The 20,901-nt window shown below is 70.3% G+C and carries 17 protein-coding genes; 5 read left to right on the top strand and 12 right to left on the bottom strand.

The window, feature by feature from the left end; translation table 11 throughout:
• Window positions 1-183: 183 nt before the first annotated feature.
• Window positions 184-2,790, bottom strand: a complete 2,607-nt coding sequence (gene pepN, locus OO70_RS14935) for an aminopeptidase N (RefSeq protein ID WP_043669819.1) — start codon at window positions 2,788-2,790, stop codon at window positions 184-186.
• A 150-nt stretch (window positions 2,791-2,940) separates the two neighbouring features.
• Between pepN and OO70_RS14940 the strand changes: the two genes are divergently transcribed.
• Window positions 2,941-3,591 carry a mycothiol-dependent nitroreductase Rv2466c family protein gene (locus OO70_RS14940; RefSeq protein WP_043669822.1) on the top strand — a complete coding sequence of 217 codons (651 nt, stop codon included), beginning with the start codon at window positions 2,941-2,943 and terminating at the stop codon, window positions 3,589-3,591.
• A gap of 41 nt (window positions 3,592-3,632) precedes the next feature.
• Here the strand turns inward: OO70_RS14940 and OO70_RS14945 are convergent, their stop codons facing one another.
• The 3 genes from OO70_RS14945 to OO70_RS14955 all read right to left on the bottom strand — a co-directional run bounded on the left by OO70_RS14945 (window position 3,633) and on the right by OO70_RS14955 (window position 6,967).
• Window positions 3,633-3,836 (bottom strand): hypothetical protein, encoded by a 204-nt coding sequence (locus OO70_RS14945; protein ID WP_043669825.1) that lies wholly within the window; start codon window positions 3,834-3,836, stop codon window positions 3,633-3,635.
• A 352-nt stretch (window positions 3,837-4,188) separates the two neighbouring features.
• Complete coding sequence (locus tag OO70_RS14950) at window positions 4,189-5,622, bottom strand: FGGY-family carbohydrate kinase (protein WP_043669828.1); 1,434 nt, start codon at window positions 5,620-5,622, stop codon at window positions 4,189-4,191.
• A gap of 304 nt (window positions 5,623-5,926) precedes the next feature.
• On the bottom strand, window positions 5,927-6,967 hold the full coding sequence (locus tag OO70_RS14955) for a 2-hydroxyacid dehydrogenase (RefSeq protein ID WP_043669830.1): 1,041 nt from the start codon (window positions 6,965-6,967) through the stop codon (window positions 5,927-5,929).
• 71 nt (window positions 6,968-7,038) lie between these two features.
• Here OO70_RS14955 and OO70_RS14960 point away from each other — a divergent pair, with 71 nt between their 5' ends.
• Window positions 7,039-8,502, top strand: coding sequence for an FGGY-family carbohydrate kinase (locus tag OO70_RS14960; RefSeq protein WP_043669834.1), 1,464 nt, complete (start codon window positions 7,039-7,041; stop codon window positions 8,500-8,502).
• Complete coding sequence (locus OO70_RS14965) at window positions 8,499-9,119, top strand: histidine phosphatase family protein (RefSeq protein ID WP_043669836.1); 621 nt, start codon at window positions 8,499-8,501, stop codon at window positions 9,117-9,119. The genes OO70_RS14960 and OO70_RS14965 overlap by 4 nt, the downstream gene beginning before the upstream one ends.
• Window positions 9,120-9,224: 105 nt before the next feature.
• Here OO70_RS14965 and OO70_RS14970 read toward each other — a convergent pair whose 3' ends face one another.
• The 7 genes from OO70_RS14970 to OO70_RS15000 form a co-directional block, all read right to left on the bottom strand.
• Window positions 9,225-9,860, bottom strand: a complete 636-nt coding sequence (locus tag OO70_RS14970) for a superoxide dismutase (protein WP_043669839.1) — start codon at window positions 9,858-9,860, stop codon at window positions 9,225-9,227.
• A gap of 142 nt (window positions 9,861-10,002) precedes the next feature.
• Window positions 10,003-10,893, bottom strand: a complete 891-nt coding sequence (locus OO70_RS14975; RefSeq protein ID WP_043669841.1) for a TauD/TfdA dioxygenase family protein — start codon at window positions 10,891-10,893, stop codon at window positions 10,003-10,005.
• Between the two features lie 12 nt (window positions 10,894-10,905).
• Window positions 10,906-12,240: an LLM class flavin-dependent oxidoreductase gene (locus OO70_RS14980; RefSeq protein ID WP_043669844.1), complete on the bottom strand. Its 1,335-nt coding sequence runs from the start codon at window positions 12,238-12,240 to the stop codon at window positions 10,906-10,908.
• A 360-nt stretch (window positions 12,241-12,600) separates the two neighbouring features.
• On the bottom strand, window positions 12,601-13,320 hold the full coding sequence (locus tag OO70_RS14985) for an ABC transporter ATP-binding protein (protein WP_043669847.1): 720 nt from the start codon (window positions 13,318-13,320) through the stop codon (window positions 12,601-12,603).
• Complete coding sequence (locus OO70_RS14990; RefSeq protein ID WP_043670023.1) at window positions 13,296-14,159, bottom strand: ABC transporter permease; 864 nt, start codon at window positions 14,157-14,159, stop codon at window positions 13,296-13,298. The genes OO70_RS14985 and OO70_RS14990 overlap by 25 nt, the downstream gene beginning before the upstream one ends.
• Window positions 14,160-14,164: 5 nt before the next feature.
• Window positions 14,165-15,235, bottom strand: a complete 1,071-nt coding sequence (locus OO70_RS14995; protein WP_043669850.1) for an ABC transporter substrate-binding protein — start codon at window positions 15,233-15,235, stop codon at window positions 14,165-14,167.
• A gap of 225 nt (window positions 15,236-15,460) precedes the next feature.
• A complete protein-coding gene (locus OO70_RS15000; protein WP_043669854.1) occupies window positions 15,461-16,705 on the bottom strand; it encodes an ROK family protein in 1,245 nt (414 codons plus the stop codon).
• Window positions 16,706-17,154: 449 nt separating this feature from the next.
• Between OO70_RS15000 and OO70_RS15005 the strand changes: the two genes are divergently transcribed.
• The gene (locus OO70_RS15005; RefSeq protein ID WP_043669859.1) at window positions 17,155-17,736 is read left to right on the top strand and encodes a biotin transporter BioY; all 582 of its coding nucleotides are present in this window, start codon (window positions 17,155-17,157) and stop codon (window positions 17,734-17,736) included.
• A gap of 177 nt (window positions 17,737-17,913) precedes the next feature.
• Here OO70_RS15005 and OO70_RS15010 read toward each other — a convergent pair whose 3' ends face one another.
• A complete protein-coding gene (locus OO70_RS15010) occupies window positions 17,914-18,639 on the bottom strand; it encodes an LPXTG cell wall anchor domain-containing protein (protein WP_078651414.1) in 726 nt (241 codons plus the stop codon).
• Window positions 18,640-18,891: 252 nt separating this feature from the next.
• On the opposite strand from OO70_RS15010, the gene OO70_RS55990 reads away from it, so the two are divergent.
• Window positions 18,892-20,901 (top strand): serine/threonine protein kinase (locus tag OO70_RS55990; protein WP_407702773.1); only part of this gene is annotated, 2,010 nt, incomplete at its 3' end.

Raw genomic sequence — 20,901 nt, forward strand, 5'->3', positions numbered from 1 at the left:
TCCGCTCCCTAACCGCTGTTACACGCCCGTCGACAAATCCGGACAAGGCAGTACTAAAGGACAGGCGTTCGGATGCCGAGTAGGCACCGAAAACCCCTGGTCCGGATGGGGTGGACCAGGGGTTACGGCTGCGATTACCTGTATTCAGTAACGGTCACGGAGAGGCCAATCACAGGCCAACGATCAGCCCTGCGAGCCGCCGGAACCCCGTCCCTCGTTGTCCGCCGCCTGCGCCCGCAGCGCCCGCGCCAGATCGTCCCGCGCCTCCAGCACCAGCCGGCGCAGGGCAGGGGCCGCCCCCTCGTGGGACGTCAGCCACGCGTCCGTCGCGTCCAGCGTCGCCCGCGCGTCCTCGGCGGCCGGGTACGCCGGGAACAGCCCCCGCACCACGTCCACCCCGATCTGGATCGACCGCTCCGCCCACACCCGCTCGATCGCCGCGAAGTACTTCTCCGTGTACGGCGCCAGCAACTCCCGCTGCGACGGCTGCACGAAGCCCGCGATCGTCGCCTCGACCAGCGCGTTGGACAGCGCGTCCGACTCGACGACCTGCGCCCACGCCTGCGCCTTGACGGCCGCCGAGGGACGGGCGGCGAGACAGCGGACCTGGTGGCGCTTGCCGGACGCCGTGTCGTCGCGGGCCAGCTCGGCGGCCACCGCGGACTCGTCCGCCGCCCCGTGCGCGGTCAGCGGCTCCAGGAACGCCCAGCGCAGCTCCTGGTCGACGACCAGCCCCTCGATCTTCTCCGTACCGTCCAACAGGCCCCGCAGCAACGCCAGTTCGTCCGGCGCCGACGCCACCGACGCGAAGAACCGCGCCCAGGCCAACTGGTGCTCGCTGCCCGGCTCGGCCCCCCGCAGATCCCGCAGCGCGATGTGCCCCAGGATCTTCGCGCCGGTCTCGCGCCACCACGGCGGCGAGTAGTTGACCAGCGCCGAGTTCGCCCACGCGTGCAGCATCTGCAGCACGCCGATGTCGGTCTCCCGGCGCCCGAACTGCGCCACCAGGTCGATGAAGTCGGGCGCCAGCAGCAACGCGTCCCGCGTCATGTTCCACAGCGCCGACCAGCACAGGGCACGCGCCATCGGGTCGGTGAGCGCGCCGAGGTGCTCGCGCAGGGTGGCCAACGAGGTCGCGTCGAAACGGGTCTTGCAGTACGTGAGGTCGTCGTCGTTGACGAGCACCAGCTCCGGGGCGTCCGCAGCGGCCAGCTCCACCACGACCGTCCGCGGGCCGTCGACGTCCACCTCGGCCCGCGCGTACCGCACGAGCTGCCTGCCCTCCATGCGGTAGAGGCCCACCACCACGCGGTGCGGCCGGAGTTCGGGATGTGACGCGGCGGCCTCCTGAAGCACCGTCAACTCGGCGATCCGGCCGCCCTCCACGTCCAACACCACTTGCGGAGTAAGGGAGTTGACCCCGGCTGTCTGCAGCCACGATCGCGCCCAGGACGTCATGTCCCGGCCGCTGGTCTCCTCGAGCACCGACAACAGGTCAGCCAGCCGAGTGTTGCAGTACGCGTTCCGCTTGAAGTAGCGCCGCGCACCCTCCAGGAACGCGTCCTGGCCGACGTACGCCACCAACTGCTTCAGTACGGACGCCCCCTTGGCGTACGTGATGCCGTCGAAGTTGAGCTTGGCGTCCTGGAGGTCGCGGATGTCGGCGGTGATGGGGTGCGTGGAGGGCAGCTGGTCCGCGCGGTACGCCCACGCCTTGCGGCGGTTGGCGAACGTGATCCAGCCGTCGGTGAAGCGGGTCGCGCCGACCAGCGCGAACGCGCCCATGAAGTCGGCGAAGGACTCCTTCAGCCACAGGTCGTCCCACCACTCCATGGTGACCAGGTCGCCGAACCACATGTGCGCCATCTCGTGCAGGATCGTGTTCGCCCGCCCCGAGTACGACGCCTGCGTCACCTTCCCGCGGAAGATGTACTCCTCGCGGAAGGTGACAAGACCCGGGTTCTCCATCGCGCCCAGGTTGTACTCGGGCACGAACGCCTGGTCGTACTTGCCGAACGGGTACGGGTAGTCGAAGTGGTCGTGGAAGAAGTCCAGCCCCTGCTTCGTCACCAGGAACACGTCGTCGGAGTCGAAGTGCGGTGCCAGGCCCTTGCGGCACATCGCGCCGAGCGGGATCTCCAGCGTCGTACCGTCGTCGAAGGTGCGGGAGTAGGAGTCCGTGACGTAGTGGTACGGGCCCGCGAGGAACGCCGTGATGTACGTCGAGATCGGCTTCGTCTCCGCGAACTTCCATACGCCGTCGGCCAGTTCACCGGTGCCGTTGCTCCACACCGTCCAGCCCTCGGGGGCCCGTACCTCGAAGCGGAACGGCGCCTTGAGGTCCGGCTGCTCGAAGTTGGCGAAGACGCGGCGCGAGTCGGCCGGCTCGTACTGGGTGTAGAGGTAGACCTCGCCGTCCTCGGGGTCGACGAAGCGGTGCATGCCCTCGCCGGTACGGGAGTACGCGCACCGCGCGTCGACGATCAGCTCGTTCTCGGCGGCCAGGTCCTCCAGCTGGATGCGGGAGCCGTCGAAGACCGCGCCCGGGTCGAGGTCCTTGCCGTTGAGCGACACGGCGGTGACGCCCGGCGCGATCAGGTCCGCGAAGCTCGCCGCGCCCGGCTCGGCGCACCGGAACCGGATCGTGGTCACGGAACGGAACGTCCGCGGCCCCTGCCCGGCCTCGTCACCCACCGCCGAACGCAGGTCGAGGGACACGTCGTACCCGTCGACGGACAGCAGGGCGGCCCGCTCCCGGGCCTCGTCGCGGGACAGATTCTCACCGGGCACGGAGGCACTCCCTCGGATGGTGTTCGATCAACGGTGTTCGCTGTGAGGTCAGGGCCGATCCTGCCATGCGCCCCTGACCGCGGGCACCCGGGAATGAGGTGGCGGGAGGCGGTGTTGCCGTGAGGAAACGGCCGTATTCCGAGGAGCGCCATGTCTGAGACCGCCAAGACCCCCGTGGACTTCTGGTTCGACCCGCTGTGCCCCTGGGCCTGGATGACCTCCCGGTGGGTGCTCGAAGTGGAGAAGGTCCGGGACATCGAGGTCCGCTGGCACATCATGAGCCTGGCGGTGCTCAACGAGCCCAAGATCGACGAGCTGCCCGAGGAGTACCGCGAGCTGCTCGCGACCAAGGCGTGGAAGCCGATCCGCGTGGTCACCGCCGTCTGGCAGAAGCACGGCGCGGACGCCCTCGGCCCGTTCTACACCGCGCTCGGCACCCGCATCCACAACAACGGCGAGGGCCCGACCGTCGAGGCCATCGCCGGCGCGCTCGCGGACGTCGGCCTGCCCGCCGACCTGATCGACTACGCCGACCAGGAGGACTTCGAGTTCGACGCGGAGCTGCGCGCCTCCCACAAGGAGGGCATCGACAAGGTCGGCCAGGACGTCGGCACCCCCGTCATCGCGGTACCCGGCCCCGACGGCGAGCAGATCGCCTTCTTCGGCCCGGTCGTCACCCCCGCCCCCAAGGGCGAGGAGGCCGCCCGCCTGTGGGACGGCACCGTCGCGGTCGCCTCAGTCCCCGGCTTCTACGAGATCAAGCGCTCGCGCACCAAGGGCCCGGACTTCAGCAACCTGTAAGCAACCCGCAGAACCTGTACGGCCGGCAGGACTGGTAGGGCTCACTCGTCCGGCTTGGGGAAGTAACCGCCGTCCTGCCAGTTGAGGTGCCGTTGGAAGCGCCGGCAACCAGGGACGGCGCAGCGTATGTACGCCTCGGGGGCGAAGTCCTTCTTCTGCTCCCGGACGAACGCCTTCTCCTTGTCGTCCAGGTCCCGGAACTCCCGCAGCGGGCCCCGGCACCCGGGGCACCACTTGTGCACCATGTCCAACCTCCACGCGAGACGGCCCCGGCCACCCGGCGCCCCGGCCCTGCGAGCGTAAGCGCCCGCGGGGGCGGGGCGCAGCCGGAACGGGACCCGATCGACCCCGGTCCGCTGTGTTTCCCGGCTCCGGGTCGGCCCCGGTCCGCCGTGCTTCCCCGCTCCGGATCGGCCCCGGTCTGCTGTGTTTTCCGGCTCCGGGTCGGCCTCGGGCCGCCGTGCTTCCCCGCTCCTGACCGACCCCGGTCCGCTGTTCTTCCCGGTGCTCGGCGGACCGGGGTCAGGAGGGGACGGGTCGGGAGGCGCCAGGTCAGGAGGGGCCAGGTCAGGAGGGGCCAGGTCAGGAGGGGCCAGGTCAGGCACGGGCCCGCTGCCGCGCCTCGGCAAGCCGCGCCAGATGCTCCGCGAACCCCTTCGTGTAGTACGCGGCCCGCCCCGCGTCCGGCTCGACGACCTCCGTCGGCCGGGTCCACGCCCCGGTGTCCAACGCGACCCCGTACCGCTCCGCCGCCGCCAGCACCGCGCCCCGCGCCCCCACCTCACCCTCGACGACCCGCAGCGGCCGGCCCAGGACATCGGCGAGGAGCCGCATCCAGGCGGGGCTGCGCGTACCGCCGCCGCACACGGCCAGCGAACCCGTCAGCCCGGCCGCCTCCAGACAGTGCCGGGCCGCGTACCCGATGCCCTCGCAGGTCGCGCGGATCAGATCGGCGGGCGTCGACTCCAGGGAGACACCGGTCAGTTCGGCGCGCAGCCGGGGCTCGACGAAGGGCGCCCGTTCGCCGGACGGCGCGAAGTACGGCAGCACCCGCACCCCGTTCGCACCGGCCGGGGTCGCCGCGAGTAACGCGTCCACCTCCTCGTGCCGGACGCCCGTCGTCGACAGCACCCAGTCCAGGGCCGCCGTACCGACCATCGCCGGCATCGCGCGCAGCCAGTGCCCCGGCCGGTCGAGGGAGATGTACAGGCCGGCCGGTTCACCGCTCAGATCCAGATCGGTCGTCGCGACCAGGCTGGCGAGGCACGTCCCGACGATGAGCAGCCCGTCGCCCGGCTCCGTCACGCCCGCACCGAGCGCGCAGGCGGGCAGGTCGTACGGCCCGTTCGCGATCCGCGTCCCCGCCGGCAACCCCTCGCCGCGCGTCTCGGCCGTCGCGACCGGGTCGCTCACCGGGGCCAGCAGCCCCCGGCGCCGGGTCAGGCCGAGGAGTTCCACGACACCGTTGTCGTACGACCGCGTCCGGGGGTCGAGGAACGGCATCGACGCGTCCGACACATCGGTGGTCGCCGGCGCCCCCGTCAGCCGCTGGAACACCATGTCCTTGCAGTACAGGGCAGTCGCCGCCGCGTCCAGCGACTTGGGCTCGTGTGCCGCCAGCCAGGCCAGCAACGGGCCCGGACACCCCGGGAACATCGCACTCCCCGTCCGCCGGAACACCGTCTCGAACGTCCCGTCCGCCAGCCACTGACCGAGCAGTTCGTGCGCCCGCCCGTCCATCCAGGACGCCGCCGCCCGCACCGGCCGCCCTTCCGCGTCCACCAGCCACACCCCGTCGCCCTGCCCGGTGAGCCCGGCGAGCTCGACCGGCCCGGCCGTGCCCGACGTGAGTTCGTCCAGTTCATCCAGTACGGCGACGACCGCGCCGTAGACCTCGTCCATGTCCTGCTCGACGAACCCACCGTGCATCGACAGCCCCACCGGCCTTGCGGCTACGGCGAGTTGGCGTCCGGTGCCGTCGAAGGCGGCGGCCTTGACGGTGGATGTGCCGACGTCGATTCCGACGTACATGGGGGGCCTCCTGGGGGTCGGCTCTTTTTTTGGGGGGAGAGGGGGATGGAGGTGGGCCGGGGTTGGGACGGTGCCGGGAAGCTGGGCCGGTGTTTAGTTGGTGCCGCGCGGGTGGGCCGGTGTTGAGAAGTCACCCCGCGCGCACCTCCTTTGGTTCGGTCGCCTTCGGGGCGCTGGGAGCCGGTGTCGAGAGCCCCACCGTGCTCGACCCTTCGGGCCTCCGCGCGCTGGGTCTCTCGACACCGGCGCGCCCCTACGGCTCCCTCTCGGCCGACGCGTTGGCACAGTCGGAGTTGGTGGGCCCTCAACCGAGTTGGTGGGACAGACGCTCGCCTCGTGCCCAGCGGCCCACCTCCGCCGCCGATATCCGTGCCGCCTTCTCGGCCACGGAGCGGGATGCACCTCCGAGATGCGGGGTGAGGACGACCCGGTCTGCGAAGCCGAACAGCCGTGCCCCGGTGGGCAATGGTTCGCGCGTGTATGTGTCCAGGGCCGCCGCCGACACCTGCCCGCTCTCCAACGCGTCGCACAACGCGTCCTCGTCCAGCAACGGGCCGCGCGCCACGTTCACCACCACCGCGCCGGGCCGCAGCAGAGCCAGTTCGCGGGCGCCGATGAGGCCGCGTGTCTCGGGGGTCAACCGGGCGTGCAGGGTGATGACTTGGGAACGCCGGAGGAGTTCGTCCAGCGCTCCGACGCGCAGTCCGTGGATCTCGCCGTGCACATAAGGGTCGTACACCATCACGCGGGCCCCGAACGCACAGAGCACCCGGGCGACCCGACTGCCGACCGCGCCGTACCCGACGAGCCCGACCGGCAGATCCTCCAGCTCCAACCCGCTCCGCTCGTACGTGTAGTAGGCGGCCCCGGACTCCCAACTCCCTTGCCCGGCAAGGAGTTCGTGCGCCTGCGGGATACGGCGGAGCGCGGCCAGCATCATCCCGACGGTGAACTCGGCGGTCGCGGCGGCATTGCGGCCGGGTGCGAAGCACACCCGTACGTCGTGGGTCTTCGCGGCGTCCAGGTTGACGTTGACGGGCCCGCCCCGGCACACGACGACCAGCCGGAGATCGGGGCAGGCCTCCAGCACGCGCTCGGTGACCGGCCCCATCTGGGTGACCAGCACCTGGCTGCCGCTGCTCCGCAGGGCGTCGATCACCTCGTCCTCGGCGTCGCTCGCCTCCTCGACCTCGGCGACGGGACCGAAGGGTTCCAAGGGCCAGCCGAGGGTCAACTCGGTTGTGGTGAAGGGGTGTTCGCGCAGTTCCTCGGCGATCGCGGACGTGATCAGCGACGGCAGGACGAAATGGTCACCGGCGGCGACGACACGCAGGGTCTCGGTCATCGTGGGGCTCCCTCCCTCTTTGCCACGATGAACGGGGAATGCCGAATGCGTAACCCCTGTGGGAGGTCCGGATGATGTTCGAGGGTGACGGCGGGGCGTGGCTGGGCATCGACCTGGGCACGCAGAGCGTCCGCGCGCTGCTGGTCAGCGGCGACGGGCGCGTCCTCGGCGCCGGCACCGCCCCGCTGACCAACCACCGGGACGGCGTACGCCACGAACAGGACCCGGGGGAGTGGTGGGAGGCGGTGTGCACCGCGTGCCGTGCCGCACTGACGGGACCTGTGTCGTCGGGGCTACGGCTCGGCGGGCTCGCGGTGTGCGGCACCTCCGGGACCGTACTCCTGACGAACGCTCAAGGACGCCCGCTCACAACGGGGTTGATGTACGACGACGGGCGCGCGGTGGCGGAGGCGGCGCGGGTGGGGATGCAGACGAGCTGGGCGCTGCCGAAGGCGTTGTGGCTGTTGGAGGAGTACGGGCGGGGGCAGGAACGGGGGCTGGGGCAGGTGACGTGGGTGACTCACCAGCCCGATGTCATCACCGCACGGCTGACGGGCGCGCCGGTCCCGACCGACTCCAGTCACGCACTCAAGACGGGCTACGACGCGGAGCGCGAGGCCTGGCCGCCTCAACTGGCTTACTTGGGCGAGGTGTTGCCGGAGGTGGTACGACCCGGGAGCCGGCTCGGGGAGGTCTGCCGGGCCGCCGCCGAAGCGACCGGCATCCCCGCCGGTACCCCGGTCATCGCGGGCATGACGGACGGCTGCGCGGCGCAGATCGCGTCGGGCGCGCTGCGCTACGGCGCCTGGAACTCGGTGCTCGGCACCACGCTGGTCCTGAAAGGGGCGTCAGCGCGGCCCCTCCGGGACGACACCGGCGTGGTCTACAACCACCGCGCACCGGACGGGAGTTGGCTGCCGGGCGGGGCGTCGAGCGTCGGGGCGGGCGCGCTGCCGGCCGAGTCGGACCCGGCGGAGATGGACAGGACGGCGGCCGGGTACGAGCCGTCCGGAGCCCTGACCTACCCCCTGACCTCACCCGGTGAACGCTTCCCCTTCCTGGCCCCGGCCGCCACCGCTTTCACCCTCGGCACCCCGGCCTCCGACGCGGACCGCTGGGCGGCGGTACTCCAGGGCGTGGCCTTCACCGAACGCCTCTGCCTGGACTACCTCCACCACCTCGGCGCCGAGATAGACGGTCCGCTCACCTTCACGGGCGGCGCGGCCCGCAGCGCGTACTGGAACCAGCTCCGCGCCGACATCCTCGGCCGCCCGGCCCGGGTACCGGAACAGATCGAACCGGCCCTGGGAATGGCGGTGTTGGCGGCCCACGCCGGGCTGGGCACGAGCCTGGCGGACACGGCCGACCGCATGGTCCGCATCCGCACCGTCCTCGAACCCCGCGCGTCCCGCACGGCCCGCTTCACCGAACCGTACGCTCGCCTGGTGGACGAACTGGAGACCCGAGGCTGGCTACCGACCCCGCTCGCGACCCACACCCGCACCCGCCTGAACCAGAAAGCCGCCGACTCATGAGCACCACCACCCTCCTCCTCGCCCGCCACGGCCAAACCATCTGGCACGCCGAGAACCGCTACGCCGGCATCAGCGACGTCCCCCTCACGGACACGGGCATCGCCCAGGCGGAATCCCTCGGCCGCTGGGCGGCCACCCACCTGGTCGACGCGATCTGGACCTCCCCGCTGTCCCGAGCGATCCGCACGGCAGCCCCCGCGGCCCGCGCCCTGAACCTCACCCCGCACACCGAACCCGCCCTGGCGGAATGCGACTTCGGGGTGCTGGAGGGCCGCACGCTCGCAGAATTCGAGGCGGAGAACCCGAAGGCGGCCCATGCCTTCCGCTCCGACCCGGTGACCCACGCCTTCCCCGGCGCCGAGGACCCAACGGCAGCAGCGACACGCGGCACAGCCGCCCTCCACCGCATCGCCACCGCCCACCCCGACCAACGCGTTCTGGTCGTCGCGCACAACACCCTCCTGCGGCTGGTGCTGTGCCGGTTGCTGGCGATTCCGCTCAGCGAGTACCGGCGGGTGTTTCCGAGATTGCGGAACGCGGCGGTGAGTGAACTCCGGTTGCAGGAAGGGGCGGTCGCCCTGTTGTCGCTCAACGTGCCCTGTGGGACGGAGGATTGAAGGGGAAGGCCCCCGCGAGTCACGTCCTCGCGGGGGCCTTCTCTCTAGCCGCCTGCCCGCGTGAAAGGTGAGAAGACGATCACGAGGCAGGACGATTCATACGGGTCATACGGGCAGGATCGTCTGCCGGGACCTCGCCGCCTCGTAACGCCTCGCTACGTCCTGCCAGTTGACGACCGCCCACATGGCGTCGATGAAGTCGACCTTCTGGTTCTTGTACTGGAGGTAGAAGGCGTGCTCCCAGGCGTCGAAGACGAGGAGGGGGGTGGAGCCCTGGCCGACGTTGCCCTGGTGGTCGTAGACCTGCTCGACGATCAGGCGGCCGCTGAGGGGCTCAAGGGCGAGGACGCCCCAGCCCGAACCCTGCGTCGTCGCTGCGGCCTTGGTGAGCTGGGCCTTGAAGCCGGCGAAGGAGCCGAAGGACTCGGTGAGGGCGTCCGCGAGGCCGCCGACGCCGTCCGCGGCCAGCGGTTCGCCGCCGCCGTCGCCCGTCATGTTGTGCCAGTAGATGCTGTGCAGGATGTGGCCGGACAGGTGGAACGCCAGGCTCTTCTCCAGGCCGTTGACCGACCCCCAGTGCTCCTTGTCGCGTGCCTCCGCCAGCTGCTCCAGCGTGTCGTTGGCTCCCTTGACGTAGGCCGCGTGGTGCTTGTCGTGGTGCAGCTCGATGATCTCGGGGCTGATCACGGGGGCGAGCGCGGAGTAGTCGTAGGGCAGGTCGGGCAGTGTGTAGACGGGCATGGCGGATCGATCCCCTTCGAACCTCTGGAACTCTTATTGCCACTTACTTGCAAGTGCAGGTTAGCAACAAGAAGCCCCCGCGGGTGTACCGCGGGGGCGTTTTCGGGACGGGATCGGATCAGGTGTGTGATCGGCCGCGTGGTTACTCCGCGACCGACGTGTAGTGCGACGCGTCGCCCTCGATCGAGTAGCTCTCCTTGCCCTCGATGCCGACCGGGATGTCGCCGGCGACGGTGACGCGGTTGAGGCGGCGGGGCTGGTCGTCGTAGTTGTCGATGGCGTAGTGCTGGGTGATGCGGTTGTCGAAGAGGACGAGCTGGTTCGGGGACCAGCGCCAGCGCAGGATGTTCTCGGGGCGGGTGACGTACGCCTGGAGGAGGTCGAGGATCTTGCGGGACTCGGCGGTCGAGAGGCCTACGATCCGTTGCGCGAAACCGCCTATGAACAGGCCGCGTTCACCGGTCAGCGGGTGGACGCGGACGACCGGGTGGACCGTACGGAACTTGATGGACGTGAACTGGGCGCGCTGCGCGGCCCGTTCGTCGTCGATCTCCTCCTCCGGCACGGCGTAGTCGTAGTCGTTGGTGTGCTCCGCCCACAGGGTGTCCGCGAGGGCGCGCAGCGGTTCGGGGAGGTCGCGGTAGGCCGCCGCCGAGCTGGCGATCAGGGTCTCGCCGCCGTACGGCGGGATCGTGATGCTGCGCAGGGTGCTGGCCTGGGGCGGGTTGAGGACGAAGGTCACGTCGGTGTGCCAGTGGTTGGCCCGGCCGCGCTCACTGTCGACGGGGAGTACGTTCGGGGCGCCGTCGACGGCGGCCACGGTGGGGTGGGCGGTGGTGACGTCCCCGAAGTGCCGGGCGAAGGCCTCCTGGCCCTCGTCGTCGAGGTGTACGTCGTCGAAGACCAGCGCCTTGTGGACGTTGAGGGCCTCACGGATCGCCGTCACCTGCTCGGCGTCGAGCGGCTTGTTGATGTCTACGCCGGACACGCGCGCGCCGATGTTCGCGGTGACCTTCTGGATCTCGATGGGCATGGTGAAGTCCCTTCAGGCAAAGGCGGGTTGGGTGTACTGGTTGGCGGGGCGGGGGAGGCCGTAGCGCTCCCGGAGGGTGGTGCGCGGGCCGTACTCCGTGCGGAGCAGGCCGCGGGTGCGGAGGAGCGGGACGACGTGGTCGACGAAGGCTTCGAGGCCGGAGGGCAGGACCGCGGGCATGATGTTGAAGCCGTCGGCGGCGCCCTGGGTGAACCAGGTCTCGATCGCGTCGGCGACCTGCTCCGGCGTACCGGCGAAGGTGAGATGCCCGCGTCCGCCACCGAGCCGACCGATCAGTTGCCGTACGGTCAGCCGGTCGCGGCGGGCGAGTTCGACGACGAGGGTGTAGCGGCTCTTGGCGCCTTCGATGGCGTCTTCGGGAGGGAGGTCGGCGGGGAGCGGGGCATCCAACTCCAGCGTCCCGGGCTCCAGTTGCAGAAGCCGCTCCAGGTGGTCCACTCCGTGCGTGTACACGATGTGGTCCTCCAGCAGTCGCTCGTTCGCGTGTGCCTCGGCCTCCGTCGAGCCGAGCACCGGGACGATGCCGGGCAGCACCTTGATGTGGTCGGGGTTCCGACCGGCCGCCTCCGTACGGGACTTGAGGTCCGCGTAGAACGTCTGCGCGTCGGCGAGGGTCTGCTGCGCGGTGAACACCGCCTCCGCGTACCGCGCCGCGAACGACTTGCCGTCCTCGCTCGAACCCGCCTGCACGAGAAGCGGGTAACCCTGCGGTGAGCGGGGGACGTTGAGGGCGCCCTCGACACTGAAGTACGTCCCCTGGTGACGCGGCGGGTGGATCTTCGCGTCGTCGCCCCACACGCCGGCCGCCTTGTCGGCGACGATCGCGTCGTCCTCCCAGCTGTCCCAGAGCTTGAGAGCCACGTCGAGGAACTCGGCGGCCCGGGCGTACCGGTCCGCGTGCGCGGGCTCGTGCTCCAGACCGAAGTTGCGGGCGGCCTCGGCACCGGCGGTCGTGACGATGTTCCAGCCGGCCCGGCCGCCGCTGATGATGTCGAGCGAGGCGAACTTGCGGGCCAGGTTGTAGGGGGAGTTGTACGACGTGGACGCCGTGGCGATGAGGCCGATGTGCTCGGTGGCCGTCGCCAGCGCGGTGAGCAGGGTGAGCGGTTCCAGTGCTCCGGCGGGGCGTTGGGCGAGGTTGTTCCACAACTGCGGTCCGTCGGCCAGGAAGAGGGAGTCGAAGGTGCCGCGTTCGGCGATGCGGGCCAGTCGTATGTAGTGGTCCAGCTCGACGTGGGCGTAGGGGTTGCTCTCCGGGAGGCGCCAGGAAGCTTCGTGGTGGCCGGTGTTCATGAGGAAGGCGTTGAGGTGGAGTTGGCGGGGCATGCCAGTTCCTTTACGTGAGTGTTCGGGTGCGTGAATCAGCGCGTCGGGCGACTTCTCGACGCGGGCCGCGAAAATCAGCTCGTCCGGCGACTTTTCGACACAGGCCGCCAATATCCAGCGCGTCGGGCGACTTTTCGACGCGGGCCGCCATATCCAGTCCGTCGGGCGGCTTTGCGGCACGGGCCGCCATATCCAGTCCGTCCGGCGACCTTTCGGCACAGGCCGCCAATATCCAGCCCGTCCGGCGTTTGAGGACGAGGCCCCTTCAGGGCCGATGGGGGTCTGGGGGCGTAGCCCCCAGGAGACGGCACGAGCAACCGACGCTCACCGTGAGTCCGACGGTCACCGCGAGTCCGACGCTCACCGCGAATCCGACGTCACACCGAGCGCCGCCAGCAACCGCTCCCGATACTCCGCCCGCGGCACCTCAGGATCGATGGCAAGGTCCAGCCCGATCCGCCCCTCCTCCAGCACAAGCACCCGATCCGCGAGGACGATCGCCTCATCAACGTCATGGGTGACCAGCAACACCGAGGGCCGATGCCGCTCCCACAGCTCGCGCAGCAACACGTGCATCCGAATGCGGGTCAGCGCGTCCAACGCCCCGAACGGCTCATCGGCCAGCAGGAGTTCAGGCTCACGGACAAGAGACCGGGCAAGAGCCGCCCGCTGCGCCTCGCCGCCGGACAACTCGTTGGGCCAGGCACGCTCACGACCGGCGAGCCCCACTTCGGCGAGGGCCTCGCGCCCCTTCGCCGCGGCCTCCTTACCCTCCGACCCCAGCAGCACGTTGTCGAGGACCCGCCGCCAGGGCAGCAGCCGGGAGTCCTGGAACACCACCGACACCCGCTCGGGCGCGGTGAGTTGGCCGCTCCCGACGACCTCGTGGTCCAGCCCCGCGATGGCCCGCAGCAGCGTGCTCTTGCCGGAGCCGCTGTGCCCGAGCAGGGCGGTGAACTGTCCGGCGGGCAGGTCGAGGTCGATGGAGTCGAGGACGGTACGGCCGTCGAACGACCGTGTCAGGCCCCGGAGTTGGACGGTGGGGGCGGTGGTGGTCAGCTGCTGAGTGTGCGGCGCCATGACAGCACCCTCCGTTCGACGAGACGGACCGCGCTGTCGGAGACCAGGCCGAACACGCCGTAGATCAGCAGGCCGACGAGGATGACGTCGGACTGGCCGTAGTTCTGGGCCTGGAACATCATGTAGCCGAGGCCGCTGGTGGCGTTGATCTGTTCCAGGACCACCAGGCTCAGCCAGGAGCCGGTCACCCCGAGGCGCAGGCCCACGAAGAAGCCGGGCAGGGCGCCGGGGATGACGATCTGGCGGATGAACTGGAGCCTCGACAGGCCCTGGACCTCGGCGAGTTCGACATAGCGGTGGTCGATGCCGGACAGCGCGGCGTGCAGGTTGAGGTAGATCGGGATGTAGACGACGATCGCGATGATGGCGATCTTGAAGGTCTCGCCGATGCCCAGCCAGAGGATGAACAGCGGGATGAGGCCGAGGGTGGGGATGGCCCGGTTGAGCTGTACGGTCCCGTCGATCAGCGCCTCGCCGATCCGGCTGAGCCCGGCGGCCAGGGCGAGGACGACACCGGCGGTGAGGCCGAGGGCGAAGCCGTAGGCGGCGCGTTCCAGGGAGGTCAGTATGTCCGTGGGCAGCGTGCCGGACGTCCACAGCCGGCCGGCGGTCTTCAGCACCGTCCAGGGCGCCGGGATCGCGGCCGGGTCCAACTGCCCGGCGGCGGAGGCGACGGCCCACAGCGTGAGGAAGAGGACGGGACCGACGATCCGGGAGGCGGGCAGGCGTTTGCCGGGGGCGAGACCGCGACGCCGCCTGCGTCGTACGGCCGTCTTCTCCTCAACGGCGGTCACCGGCACGGTGGTTGCGTCGGTCGTCTGGGACGTGGTCGTGGTCATGGCCGTCACTTCCGGTACTCCGCCGGTACGGCCTTCGCCGCGATGGACTCGAAGCGCCGGTCGAAGAGCGAGTCCACCTTGAACTCCTTCACGAAGCCGCCCTCCGCCAGCAGATCGGCGGTCTCCTGCTCCCACTTCACGGCCTCGTCCCAACTCGGCGGGAACAACGGCTTGTTGGCCAGCGCGGTGACCGACTGGGCCTGCGCGAGAGTCAGGTTCTGCGTCTTGACGTAGAACTCCTCGTTCCAGGTATCCGGGTTCTCGTACTGCCAGACCAGGCCCTGCGCCCACTGCGGGATGTACGCGGCGATCGCGGCGGCCTTCGCGGAGTCGGCCAGCACGGCGGACGGCGACCACAACAGGCTGAGCAGGTCTACGACATCGGTGGTGATCGCGCGGGCGCCCTTCGCCTCGTACTGCTTGAGGTACGCGGGTGCCTGGCTGTTGGCGAGCGGGGCGATGTCGACCTGGCCGGACTGCAGGGCGGTGAAGAACTGGTTGCTGGTCAGCGGGACCAGCTTCACCTCGTCGTACTTCAGTCCCGCTTCCTTCAACGCCCGCAGCAGGACGACGCCTTGGGCCTGGCCCTGCGAGAACGCCAGCTTCTTGCCCTTGAAGTCGGCGACCGTGTGGATGTCGCTGCCGGGCTTGGTGGCGAAGAGGTAGTTGGGCTTGCGGGTGATGTTGATCGCGACGATCTTCGCGTCGAAGCCCTGGTAGTGCGCCTGGATCGGCGGGATGCCCGCGTTGTTGGCGAGGTCCAGGGACTTGGCGCGGAACGCGTTGATGACATCGGGTCCGGCCCCGATGTTCACCCAACTCGACACAGTGAAGGGCAACTTGGGCAGCTTCGCCAGCTTGAACTGCAGCTGCTGGGTGTTCAGATACGAGGAGATCTTCAGACTCGTGCCGGTCGGCACCTTCTCGGCGAGCGGGGCCGACAGACCGGCCCCGGACTTGGAGGCCGCGGCGCTGCTCGTGGCGCAGCCGCTGAGGCCGGCGATGCCCGCGGCGGCACCGAGCACGGAGGTGAGGAAGAGCCGCCGGTCGAGGCCGGGCGCACGGGAACTGGGCATGGGAGGGCTCCCTGATTCAACGGATGAGAAGTCTGGGGAATGCTGGGGAATGCGGACAGAATTCCGGGCAGCAGAAAGCTGGAAAAGTGAATTCAGGCAGGATGAGGCCGGCGCTCGGGGCGCTTCAGCGGGTCAGCAACAAGAAGTGCGACAACTCATCGACAGGCTCATGACCAGGATGTTCCCGGTCACGCCCACCCCCTGTCAACATTCGGAGTTTCTGAATTAAATAGTCGCCGGTGAGGCGCTCAACGGATCCCGGTACAGCACGTCCAGCATCACCGAACCGCCCGCCACGGCCAGCACGGAATCCGGGAAACTCGTCGGCACGACGGCGGACGCACGGGCGTCACCGACCTCCTCGCGCAGCGCGCGCAGGCAGTCCTCGCGGTGGATGATCCCCAGCTCGGTGACGACCACCGTCTCCGGGTTGAGGATGTCGAGCAGCAGCCCGGCCGCCCGCCCGGCCATCCGCGCCCGCTGCGTCAACAGCCGTACGGCGACCGGGTTTCCGCGCTCGGCCGCCGCCACGACATGGGTCGGGTTCACCCCGTCGACGATCCCCGCCTCCCGGGCCCGCCGGCACAACGTCCGCTCGCTCAGCTCCACTTGGAGGCAGCCGACGCGCCCGCAGTCGCACGGCTCGGTGCCGCCGCGCAGCGGCAGATGGGCGATCGCCCCGGCCTGCGATCGGGGACCGTGGTGCACCTCGTCGTTGGTGGCGAACGCCGCGTCGACGACATTGCCGACGAAGAGATGCAGCACGCTACGGCTGCCCCGGGCCGCCCGCCCGAACAGGCGCTCCGCGTTCACCAACGCCCGTGCGTGGCCGTCGACATGGACCGGGAGCCCGGTGCGGGAGCCGAGGATCTCGCGCACCGGGACGTCCCGCCAGCCCAGCAGCGGATGGTCGACGATGGTCCCGGAGTCCCGGTCCACCCAGCCGCCGGCGGCGAACCCGACACCCAGCGGGGTGGCCCCGGCCGCCTCCGCGAGCAGCGCGTCCAGCCCTTCGGCGGCCCGCGCCAACACGCGTGAGGGGTCGGTGATGTCGTGCCCAATGCGCCGCTCGGCGACCACCCGCCCGCGCAGATCGAGCAGCGCGACCGTCGTATAGGGCACGGCCACATGGACCCCGCCCACAAGGAACCGTGACGCGTCCAGGTCGACGGGTATATGGGGTCGGCCCACACCGTTCGAGCGCTGAGGTGAGGCGGATTCCTGGATCAGGCCGAGTTCGGTGAAGCGGGCGCAGTAGTCGGTGACCGACGCCGGGGACAGTCCGGTAAGCCGGGAGATGGTGGAGCGGGCCACCGGGCCGTGCTCCAGCACCGAACGCAGGATGACACTCGCGTTGGTGCGGCGCCGGTCGCTGTCGGCGGCGCGGGGCACGCGGGAATTGGGTGAGTTGGGGGAGTTCGGCGAGTTGGGGGAGCGGGACGGGAGAAGCGGTGCCGCGGTACGGGGCATGGGGATCTTCCTCGGGAACGGGTCCGACAGTGCGCCGTCGTCTTGTGCAGCTCACACATCACGCGCGAGACATGCGTCGAGGCGCACCGGATCCGCTCCGCCCGCCTCAGGGGCGGTAACAGGTCGCCGCGGCCTGGCGTCGCAGGTCGACATAGCGACGCGACGCGAAGTTCCGGGCCTGGGCAACCATGCGGTCGAAACTAGCAAAACGGTCCACGGCTGCCCAGACGGTGACCGGTGTGCGAGACGGAACGGGTGTCGGTGTGCGAGACGGCACGAGGTCCGCGTGACCGGCATCACGCCCGGGCGCGTGTAACGGGCATCCTTTGTCCGGAGCCCACCAAGTCCCCGCCGAACCCTTTGTCGAGCGCTGACGGTGATCGGCCCGAGGGCCCTGGGATAGCGTCACGATGTCCCCTCTGTACCCCCGTCAACCTGCGGAGTTCCCCTTGAGTACCGCCGTCGCCACCGCCCGCCCCGGACAGGTCCTCGCCGACCTGCTGCCCGCCTCCCGCGTCCGGGACATCGCCCTCGTGCTCGGCGGCGCCGCGCTCACCGGCCTCGCCGCCCAGCTCTCCGTGCCCGTGCCGGGCTCCCCGGTACCGGTCACCGGCCAGACCTTCGCCGCACTGCTCGTCGGCACGTCCCTCGGCGCCGGGCGCGGCTTCCTCTCGCTCGCGCTCTACGCGCTGCTCGGCCTCGCCGGTGTGCCGTGGTTCGCCGGCGGCACCCACGGGAGTGGCGCCTCCTTCGGCTACATCATCGGCATGCTCCTCGCCTCCGCCGCCGTCGGCGCCCTGGCCCGCCGCGGCGCCGACCGCTCGGTCCTGCGCATGGCGGGCACGATGCTGCTGGGCGAGGCGATCATCTACGCGATCGGCGTCCCATACCTCGCGCTGAGCCTCGACCTGTCGACGAGCGCCGCGATCGCCGCCGGCCTCACCCCGTTCCTCCTCGGCGACGCCCTGAAGGCCGCCCTGGCGATGGGCGCGACCCCGACCGCCTGGAAGTTCGTCAACAAGCAGCGCTGACAAGGCGGTTCCTGCGGAAGAGGCTCACCGGGTCGCACGGGGACCCGGCGGGCCTCTTTCACGTTTCCACGCCGTACGGCCCCCCGGAGAGGGAGCGCTGGGTGCTCCCGCGACCCGGCCCTCCCTCTCTGCTCATGCCCTGGCCCGACTTCGGCCGCGGGGTCCCGCAGGGCCGCTCTAGCCCTCCAGGGGTCGCCGCGGCCGTCGCTGCGACCAGTACAGACCCGCCGCGCCCACCGCGATCAGCGCCGCACCGGCCGCGCCCAGGGGCAGCACGTCATCGCCAACCCCCGTCTTGGGCAGCGTGTCGCCGCCGGGCGCCACCGGCTTGTTGTCGGTGCCGAGCAGCAACGGGGTGGCCGGGGCGTTCGGCGACGGATTCGTCGTACCGAACGGGACCGGGCCCTGCTGCCAGAACGTCTTCTTGCCGTCGGCGGACATCACCGGCAGACAGATCTTCCCGGCCTTGCTCAGGTCGTACGTCGCGTCGACGGCGTACGACTTCGACTTGCCCGCGGCGAGAGTGCCGACGGAGCACTTGAATCCGCTGTTCGAACCGGGCGGCAGATCCTTTTCGGCGATCGCCGAACACCCCTGCACGCTATTGACCTTGAGACCGTCGAAACCGACGACCAGGAGATTGACATCGCCGCTCTCCTTGGTCCCCTCATTCTTCACCGTGGCCGTGATCGCCGTCTTTTTCGAACTGTTGTCGACCGAGATCTTCTCCGGCAGCAGCGTGGTCAGTTTCACCCCCGCCGGAGCCGCGTCCACGGCCTTTCCCCCCTTGCTGCTCCCGGGTCCCTGGTCGTCGGCCGAGGCGGTGAAGGAAAGGATCATCACCGCCGAGAAAGATGCCGTGAGCAGCGATCCTGTGATGGTCGTCGCACGACGAGAACTCATGTTCGTCCCCCTTGCGTTCCCCTGTATCCCCCTGGGACTGCGCCTGAATTCGCAGTACTTGAAGAGGTACCACAAGATTTCTCCGCACTATGCTGGTACGGCATGAAGTGTGACCATTGTGTTTTGTATGGGAACAGTTAGGCGATCGTTGGGGGGTGCGACGGATTGCCAGAGAATATGGGGAATTCGGGGAATACGGGGAATGCAGGGAGCGGCGGTACTCCGGGGCTGCTGGTGACGAGGCGTTATCGGTTGGTCGAAAGTATCGGCCAGGGGGGAATGGGGCGGGTGTGGCGAGCCGCCGACGAGATGCTCGACCGGCAGGTCGCGGTCAAGGAGATGCGCATAGACGGCCTCGACCCGGAGGACACCCGCACCCGCCGCGAGCGCACCCTCCGCGAGGCCAGGGCGACGGCCCGGATCGACCATCCCAACGTCGTACGCGTCTACGACGTCGTCGACGAGGGCGAACGCCTGTGGATCGTCATGGAGTTGGTCGCCGGCCGCTCCCTGGAACGCATCCTGTCGGAGGACGGCGCGCTCGGCCCGCGCGAGGCCGCCCGCATCGGACTCGGCCTGGTGGCGGCCCTGCGGCAGGTGCACGCGGGCGGCGTCCTGCACCGCGACATCAAACCCGGCAACGTACTCGTCGAGAGCCGCGGCCAACGCGTCGTGCTCACCGACTTCGGCATCGCCGCGATCCAGGACGCCAAGGCGCTCACCATGGTCGGCATGCTCGTCGGCTCACCCGACTACATGGCACCCGAGCGGATCTCCGGCCGTCCACAGGGACCGCCCTCGGACATCTGGTCCCTGGGCGCGACCCTCTGCGCGGCGCTCGGCGGACGTTCCCCGTTCGCCCGCGACACCACACTCGCGACTCTGCACGCGGTGCTGTACGAGGAGCCCGAACTCCCGTCGGCGGCAGGGCCGTTGCGGGAGGTGCTGGCCGCGCTGCTGGAGAAGGAGCCTTCGGTTCGACCGGGGTTGGCGGAGGTGGAGGAGGCACTGACTCCGGTCGCGTTCCCGCAGGAGGGAGCGGCGGGTGAGGAACCGGCGCTGGAGGAAAGGGAGTTGGCGGAGGAACCGGCGTCGGAGGAAGGGGAGTTGACGGAGGGGCCGGTGCCGGAGGTCTATCGGGAGTCACCCACTCCGGCCTTCCTGGAACCGTCACTCGTCCGCGCGGCACGCGACCCCCGGATACCTGAACCGGAGCCCGATCCCGCCCCCGTCGAGGACGCCATACCGACGCAGCGTCCCGCCGTAGAAGAACCGCCCTCCACCGCCGAAGCCACCTCCGCCTCCGCCTCCGCCTCCGACCTGAGTTCCGAGGCCTCCTCGAACAACTCCCGGCGATCCGCGCCACGCAGGGCAGGCGTGTCCCTTGCCCGCGCAGGGAGGGGGGAGCGGGCTGGGCAGGGTATGCCCGCCGACCAGGGTGGGCGGGCCGGTCAGGGTGAGCGTGCCGGCCAGGGTGAGAGGGCCGGTCAGGGTTGGCGCCCTGGGCGAGGTGAGCACGCCGGGCAGGGTGGGCGTGCCGGGCAAGGTGACCCCGCCGAGCAAGCTGGACTCGCCGAGCACGCTGGACGCCCCGAGCGAGCCGAGCGCGCTGAGCAAGCTGGACGCTCCGAGCGAGCCGAGCAAGCCAAGCGGGCCGGGCAAGCCAAGCGGGCCGGGCAAGCTGGACGCCCCGAACAAGCCGAGCGCCCCGAGCGAGCCGAACCCCTCAAGCAAGCCGAGCGGGTCGAACAAGGCGAGCGCGCCGAACCCGTCGAACCCGTCGAACCCGTCGAACCCGTCGAACCCGTCGAGCGCGTCGACCCCGCCGAGCGCAGCGAAGAGGCCCAACTCGCACAACAAGCCCAGGCGTTGACCGAGCGGAAACCCGTGCCCCGCCCGGCCCACCCGCCGGCCCCGCGCCCGGCACCACCGCACCCCGGCTTCGGCTCCGGCCTCGGTTCCGGCCCTGGCTCAGGCTCCGGTTCTGGCCCTGGTTCTGGCCCTGGTTCTGGCCTCGGCTCCGGCTCCGGCTCCGGTTCCGGTTCCGGTTCCGGCCCCGGCTTCGGCTTCGGCTCCGGCTCTGGCCTCGGCCCCGACTCCGACTCCGGCTCTGGCTCTGGCTCCGACTCCGGCTCTGGCTCCGCCCCCGACCCTGGCCCTGGCCCCGTTCCCGTTCCCGGCCCGGCGCGATCACCCCGCCCGCAGGCTCCCCGCCCCGACCTGGGTCCTCACCCCGCCCGCCTGCCCCGCCCCGCCGCCCCC

Source organism: Streptomyces xylophagus (assembly GCF_000716435.1).
In the GTDB taxonomy this organism is placed as follows: domain Bacteria; phylum Actinomycetota; class Actinomycetes; order Streptomycetales; family Streptomycetaceae; genus Streptomyces; species Streptomyces xylophagus.